This is a genomic window from Arthrobacter sp. 05N33_2 (assembly GCF_056397425.1).
Genome location: NZ_JBFTNJ010000105.1, coordinates 1 through 6,855 on the forward strand (window position 1 = coordinate 1; position 6,855 = coordinate 6,855).

A 6,855-nucleotide genomic window follows, 5' to 3' on the forward strand; every position below is an offset into this window, starting at 1 on the left:
TTTCAGTAGTGATGTCAGTCATTAACCGACCGATCCTTCCATCTGCAGTTCAATCAGTCGGTTCAGCTCGAGGGCGTATTCCATCGGCAGTTCGCGGGCAATCGGCTCGATGAAGCCGCGGACGATCATCGCCATGGCCTCGTCTTCGCGCATGCCGCGGGACATCAGGTAGAACAGCTGCTCTTCGCTGACCCGCGAGACCGTGGCCTCGTGGCCCATCGTGACGTCGTCCTCGCGGATGTCGATGTACGGGTAGGTATCCGACCGGCTGATGGTGTCCACCAGGAGGGCGTCGCAGCGGACCGTGTTGGCCGAGTGCTTGGCGCCTTCGCGGACCTGGACCAGGCCGCGGTAGGCAGCACGGCCGCCGCCGCGGGCCACGGACTTGGAGATGATCGAGCTCTTGGTGTTGGGCGCAATGTGGACCATCTTGGAGCCGGTGTCCTGGTGCTGGCCTTCGCCGGCGAACGCGATGGAAAGGGTCTCGCCCTTGGCGCCTTCGCCCACGAGGTAGACGGCCGGGTACTTCATGGTGACCTTGGAGCCGATGTTGCCATCGATCCACTCCATGGTGGCGCCCTCTTCGCAGATGGCGCGCTTGGTGACCAGGTTGTACACGTTGGTGGACCAGTTCTGGATGGTCGTGTAGCGGACGCGGGCGCCCTTCTTCACGATGATTTCCACGACGGCGGAGTGCAGCGAGTCCGAGGTGTAGATCGGCGCGGTGCAGCCTTCGATGTAGTGGACGTAGGAGTCCTCGTCGGCGATGATCAGCGTGCGCTCGAACTGGCCCATGTTTTCCGTGTTGATGCGGAAGTAGGCCTGCAGCGGGATGTCCACGTGGACGCCCTTGGGCACGTACACGAAGGAACCGCCGGACCAGACGGCCGTGTTCAGCGACGCGAACTTGTTATCGCCCACCGGGATGATGGTGCCGAAGTACTCCTGGAAGATCTCCGGGTGTTCGCGCAGCGCGGTGTCGGTGTCCAGGAAGATGACGCCCTGGGCTTCCAGGTCCTCGCGGATCTGGTGGTAGACCACTTCAGACTCGTACTGGGCGGCGACGCCGGAGACGAGGCGGCTGCGCTCGGCTTCCGGGATGCCCAGCTTCTCGTAGGTGTTCCGGATGTCCTCGGGCAGGTCCTCCCAGGTGGCGGCCTGCTTCTCGGTGGAGCGCACGAAGTACTTGATGTTGTCGAAGTCGATGCCGGACAGGTCCGCGCCCCAGGTGGGCATGGGCTTGCGGTCGAAGTACTTCAGGCCCTTGAGCCGGAGGTCGAGCATCCATTCCGGCTCGTTCTTCTTGGCCGAAATATCGCGAACAACGTCCTCATTGATACCGCGGCGGGCGTTGGCCCCGACGTCGTTCTTGTCGGCCCAGCCGTACTCATAGGTGCCAATTCCGTGGAGCTCGGGATTCTTTTCCAGAATCTCCGAAATCACAGTAGAGTCAGCAACCTTCTTCTCTGATAGTTGGTCCGTCATCACGGCCTTTCTTGGAGATGGTTGGATACTTCGTCCGGGTTGACCGGTGCAGCGGGACTGGGAGTCCCGACGGCGGCCGGACGGCCCGTAGGTATGTGGGTGGTGCAGACGTGCCCGCCGCGCGCCAGGGTGGACAGCCGGCGCACATCGACGCCGACCAGCCGGGAGAACACTTCGGTCTCCACGTCGCAGAACACGGGGAACTGGGCAGCCAGGTGCTGGATGGGGCAGTGCCCCTGGCAGAGCTGGACGCTGGAGAGCGCCGCCGGGAGCGGGGCCTTGGCTTCGATCGACTGCGCCGAGGCGACGAACCCGTCGCGGCTCAGCGCCGCGGAGAGAGCCTGGGCGCGGGCCGTGATGTCCGGTCCGGCCTGCTCGATCTCCGGTGCGTAGCGGCGCTCCATGTCGGCGAACCGCTCGACGGCGAACTGCCGCACGGCCTCGGGGCCGGCCGCCTCGCCGAGCCGGCGCAGCGCCACGGAGGCGATGTCGAGGTAGTCGTTGCCCAGGTTCGACTGGCCCTGGGAGCTCAGGACGTAGCGGCGGGCGGGCCGTCCGGCGCCGGCACCGGCGCGGGCAACCCGCTTGACCTCAATCACTCCGGTGCGCGCGAGGTGGTCCAGGTGGCGGCGCACGGCGGCCGGAGTGAAGCCCAGGAGGTCGCCGAGTTCGGCCGCGCTGATGGGTCCGTGCTCCAGCACCGCGTTCAGGACGCGGTCACGCGTGCGCTCTTCGGCGTCGTGCGTGTGGGTGCCGGCAGCCGCGGGAACGGCGTCCGGAACGGCCGCCACGTGTACCCGGGCAGGCCGGACGCGCGCGGCGCCGCGCCCGGACGGGACTGCGGACGCAGCGGCTCCGGACACAGGGCCTCCGGACACAGCTGCTCCAGACACAGCGGCTCCGGACACAAGGGGGCTCATGGAATACACAACACAATCATGTCGTAATTTAGTCCGGCATTCCAGTAAGGCATGGCTTGCCTGCGGGACGCCCCCTCCGGGGAGCCGACGTACTACATCGCGTAGAATGCTGTGGTGCGATCTCCCGAATCCCCCGTTCTGACCATCAGCGGGCTTGTCAAGGATGTTGGTCCACTGCCCACCCTCGACGGCAAGATGCTGCGCGTGGTCAGCGGCCTTTCCCTCATCGCCGAACGCGGCCAAGTCACGGCCCTGCTCGGCGCCAATGGCGCGGGCAAGACCACCACCATCGAATGCGCCCAGGGGCTGCAAAAGCGCACCGCCGGCGCCATCAGCCTACTCGGCCACGATCCGGATTCGGCCGGCGCGGGCCTCCGCGCCCGGGTGGGCGTGATGCTGCAGGACGGCGGCCTGCCGCCGTCGGCCCGGCCCATCCCCCTGCTGCGGCACATCGCCGGCATGTACCAGGACCCGTGGCCGGTGGACGAACTCATCGGCCGCCTGGGCATCGACTCCTTCAGCCGCACCAACGTGCGGCGCCTGTCCGGCGGGCAGAAACAGCGCCTCGCCCTGGCCGCGGCGCTGGTCGGCAATCCGGAGGTCCTGTTCCTCGACGAGCCCAGCGCGGGCCTCGACCCGCAGTCCCGCCAAATGGTCTTCGATCTCATCTCCGAACTGCGGAACAGCGGCATGGGCATCATCCTGACGACGCACCTGATGGACGACGCCCAGCGGCTGGCGGACTACGTCTACATCATCGACGCCGGCCGCAACGTCGCCGAGGGCACCGTCGCCCAGCTCCTGCGCCACCAGCTCCCGGCGGGCGACGCGTCGCAGCACATACGCACCTTGTTGTTCGAAACCGAACCAGGCCTGGACTTCGCCGGCGTGCTGCCCGACGGCGTCGACGTCACCGAGGCGCGGGCCGGCAGTTACGCCGTGACCGGAGCCCTGACCCCCGCCGACCTCGCCGCGATCACCGCGTGGTGGGCCCAGCGCGGGATCATGCCCAGCTCCCTGAGCCTTGAAGCGCGCAGCCTCGAGGACGTCTTCCTGGACATCTCCGGAAGGGAGATCCGATGAACCGCGTAACAGGTGGTGCCCCGCTGGAGAGCGCACGCCGCGCCGGCGCGCCCCCCGCCGCGCATGGCAGCGCGCCCGCTTCCCTGCTGCGCCGCATCCTGCTGCAGGGGCAGTACGAGACCGTCACCATGCTCAGGAACGGCGAGCAGCTGATCCTCGCGATCGTGCTGCCGCTGCTGGCCATGGTCGGGCTGACCGTGACGCCGCTGCTGGACGGGCTCGGTTCGAGCCGCATCAATGTCGCCGTCCCCGGCATCCTGGCCCTGTGCGCCATGTCCACGGCCTTCACCGGGCAGGGCATCTCCACCGGCTTCGACCGCCGCTACGGCGTCCTGCGCTTTCTTTCCACGACACCCCTGGGCCGCACCGGCCTGATTGCGGGGAAGGTTCTGGCCGTCCTGGCGGTGCTGTTCCTGCAGGTGCTCATCGTGACCGCGGTGGCCGTGCTGCTGGGCTGGCAGCCCAATCCCGCGGGCTGGCTGCCCGGACTGGCCATCCTGATCCTCGGCGCCGCCGCCTTCACGGCACTCGGGCTGCTGGTCGCCGGGACGGTCCGGCCGGAGGCGACCCTGGCCATCACCAACCTGCTCTGGATCCTGCTCGGCGCGCTGGGCGGAATCGTGATTCCGGCCGAACGGCTCCCGGCGCTGGCCCAGGCCGTGGTGCATTTCCTCCCCTCCGGCGCGCTGGGCCAGGCGCTGAGGGATGCTTTCCTGTACGGCAGCGTCAATGGTGCCGCCGTTCTTGTCCTGCTGCTCTGGACGGCGATCGCCGGCGGCGCAGCAACCCGTTGGTTTAAGTGGAATTGAGAAAACTGTGAGCACGGCGTCACGAACTCCCCGGATTGTCTCCGGAATCACCTCCYGGCTGCCAGTCCGCGTCGATAAGACGATCAGGCGGCTGGCCGTGCTGTCCCTCATTGGCCAGATCGTCCTGGTGGTGACCGGCGGTGCCGTCCGCCTGACGGCCTCGGGCCTTGGCTGCCCCACGTGGCCGCGCTGCACGGAGGGATCCCTGACGACCACCCCGGAAATGGGGATGCACGGAATCATCGAATTCGGCAACCGGCTCCTGACGTTTGCGCTGGCGGCCGTCGCCGTGATGATGCTGGTCTATCTGTGGAACCTCCGCAAGGAGCGCCGCGACCTCTTCCTGCTGGCCCTCGGCCTGCTCGCCAGCATCCCGGCCCAGGCCGTCATCGGCGGCATCACGGTGCTGACCCAGCTGAACCCATGGGTCGTAGGCCTGCACTTCCTCGTGTCCATGGCCCTCGTGGTCCTGGCGACCCTTCTGGTGAACCGGGCGTACGGCCGCACGGGCAAGGCCCGGACCGTGCAGCTTCCCGCCCTGCCGGGCGTTGCCCGCCCGGTGATGACCGCCGTCGCGGTCCTCTCCGCCGTCGCGGTCTGCCTCGGTGTGGTGGTGACCGGCGCCGGTCCGCATGCCGGGGACGCGAACGCCCCGCGCAACGACCTCGACTGGGACCTGTTCGCGCACATCCACGCCGTGCCCGCCTACCTGGTGACCGCCGGCGCGCTGTTCGCGCTGGTCCTTGTGGTCCGCGGGCGGATTCAGGGGCCGTTCCGCTCCGCGGTGTTCATGCTCCTGGGCGTCACGGTGCTGCAGGCCGCAATCGGCTTCACGCAGTACTACAACGGCATCCCGGCGCTGCTCGTCGGCGCTCACATGCTGGCGGCGGCACTGCTGATGAGCGCGGCGACCAACGCCGCGGACCTCGCCCGCTACAGCCCGGTGGACTAACCGGTGGACTAATCAGCCGCAGCACCCCTGAACAAAGCATCGCGGGGTCACTTACCGCCCTTCCGGCACGTCCGGACGGGCCGTAAGTGGCCCCGCGTTTGCTGTCTGTTGCTGTCTGGGCCCTCGAACGGGCGCTGCGGCAACAATGACCAGTAGCGCATTCACCTCCCGGGGGCTGGCCTTGACGGGATTTCCGGGTGGACTATGGGATGGCATGGATATGGATCGTCGCGGCCGTGGGCTTTCCTCGTTCGTTCCCGTGACGCTGACCGGAAGGCCTTCTCTGATGCAAGCGACAGAACCGACCGTGCCTCCTTCACCCTCAGCCCGCCAACGCGCGGCGAGCCTCAAAGAACGTGTATACATCATCTTCACGAGCCTGGCCGTGGTGTTGGCGCTTCGGAGTCACGCGGACGAGACCACGCCGCTGGCAGCGGCGGCGACGCTCAGCATCGTGGTGATCGGCTCCCTGCTGGGGATTTTCGTCGCCGACCTCCTGAGCCACCTGACTGTTCATTCGAAGCYTCCCACCGGTGAGGAGCTGCACCACATGATCGCGGTCAGCGCGGGCGGCCTCGGCGTCCTGGTCACCCCGCTGCTCCTCCTCACGGCAGCCGGCCTCGGTCTGTGGTCGACGGCCGTTGCCCTCGGGTGGGCAGTCGCTGTTCTGGTTGTTTCGCTCGGCATCGTCGGGTTCCTCGCGATCCGCCGCCTCGAGATCCCGCTCCGTCACAAGGCCGCCATCATGTTCGCCGAAGTCGTGTTGAGCCTGCTGGTAATCGGGCTGGAGCTGGTGGCCCACAATCTCTAAAGAGGCCTAAAGGCGTCCCCCTCGACGCCCGGTTACCGGCCGGTCACTTGTCCAAACGGGAAAGATTTCGGAATACTGGATGCTGTGGCCCCTTTTCGGGCCCGCCCTACAACCAACCGCAGAGCCGGGCAGCCGCAGAACCGGCGTCAGGTTTCGTCCAGCCAAGGCGGGAATACTTGGATAGGGCGCAGGACTGGCGCCGCAATCGCATCCATGGATATACGGACGGCGCGGTTTTGCCTTGATGCAGCTGGAATCGGAACCGGCCAGACAGAGGCACCGGAGGATATGTGGCGTTACTAGTCGGCGAAAGGCCCGCACAGACGGTCCAACATACTGCAAAGCGCCCACGGCTGGATGGCCTGGACGTTCTTCGCGGTGCCGCCGTGGGCGCCGTCCTGCTCGGACATTCCTGGCCCGGCATATTCCAGGGCGCCGGCATCGTGGGTGTCATTGCCTTCTTCGTGTTGAGCGGTTACCTGATCACCAACGTGCTGGTCGGCGATATCGAACGGCACCGTAAGATTCGTTACGGGCGCTTCTATGCGCACAGGGCCTTCCGGCTGGTGCCGGCACTGGTTTCTCTTCTGGGCGTCTACGCGATCGTCGAATTGGCCACCGACGTCCTCGGTGACCGGTCCAAGGGAATCGTGGGCTACACGGTCCTCGCCGGTCTTGGCTACCTCAAAGACCTCCCCCTGCCGTTCGACGTCAGCATGGCGGTCGGACCGCTCTGGACGCTGGCGGTGGAAGAACAGTTCTACCTGATCTGGCCCGCGCTGCTGGTGCTTGCCC

The 6,855-nt window shown here is 67.0% G+C and carries 7 protein-coding genes; 5 read left to right on the forward strand and 2 right to left on the reverse strand.

Features of this window, described 5'->3' with window-relative positions:
• Window positions 1–21: 21 nt before the first annotated feature.
• Both sufB and AC1DHX_RS19895 read right to left on the reverse strand, forming a co-directional pair.
• Window positions 22–1,485, reverse strand: coding sequence for a Fe-S cluster assembly protein SufB (gene sufB / locus AC1DHX_RS19890; RefSeq protein WP_223917411.1), 1,464 nt, complete (start codon window positions 1,483–1,485; stop codon window positions 22–24).
• Window positions 1,485–2,348 carry a helix-turn-helix transcriptional regulator gene (locus tag AC1DHX_RS19895; protein WP_476858598.1) on the reverse strand — a complete coding sequence of 288 codons (864 nt, stop codon included), beginning with the start codon at window positions 2,346–2,348 and terminating at the stop codon, window positions 1,485–1,487. Before AC1DHX_RS19895 ends, sufB begins: the two co-directional genes overlap by 1 nt.
• Before the next feature lie 171 nt (window positions 2,349–2,519).
• Here AC1DHX_RS19895 and AC1DHX_RS19900 point away from each other — a divergent pair, with 171 nt between their 5' ends.
• From AC1DHX_RS19900 to AC1DHX_RS19920, 5 genes are all read left to right on the forward strand, one after another.
• A complete protein-coding gene (locus AC1DHX_RS19900) occupies window positions 2,520–3,488 on the forward strand; it encodes an ABC transporter ATP-binding protein (RefSeq protein WP_028275511.1) in 969 nt (322 codons plus the stop codon).
• Window positions 3,485–4,297 (forward strand): ABC transporter permease, encoded by an 813-nt coding sequence (locus tag AC1DHX_RS19905; RefSeq protein ID WP_230008147.1) that lies wholly within the window; start codon window positions 3,485–3,487, stop codon window positions 4,295–4,297. Before AC1DHX_RS19900 ends, AC1DHX_RS19905 begins: the two co-directional genes overlap by 4 nt.
• A gap of 7 nt (window positions 4,298–4,304) precedes the next feature.
• Entirely contained in the window at window positions 4,305–5,249 is a 945-nt protein-coding gene (locus AC1DHX_RS19910) for a COX15/CtaA family protein (protein ID WP_476900404.1), read from the forward strand.
• Window positions 5,250–5,556: 307 nt separating this feature from the next.
• A complete protein-coding gene (locus tag AC1DHX_RS19915; protein WP_476900405.1) occupies window positions 5,557–6,060 on the forward strand; it encodes a hypothetical protein in 504 nt (167 codons plus the stop codon).
• A gap of 290 nt (window positions 6,061–6,350) precedes the next feature.
• Window positions 6,351–6,855: acyltransferase family protein (locus AC1DHX_RS19920; RefSeq protein ID WP_476900406.1), on the forward strand; the 505-nt coding region annotated here is incomplete at its 3' end.

Excerpts from the sequence above, each read along its gene's own strand:
- sufB (WP_223917411.1), bottom strand. The coding sequence starts at position 1,485 with ATGACGGACCAACTATCAGAGAAGAAGGTTGCTGACTCTACTGTGATT.
- AC1DHX_RS19905 (WP_230008147.1), top strand. The coding sequence starts at position 3,485 with ATGAACCGCGTAACAGGTGGTGCCCCGCTGGAGAGCGCACGCCGCGCC.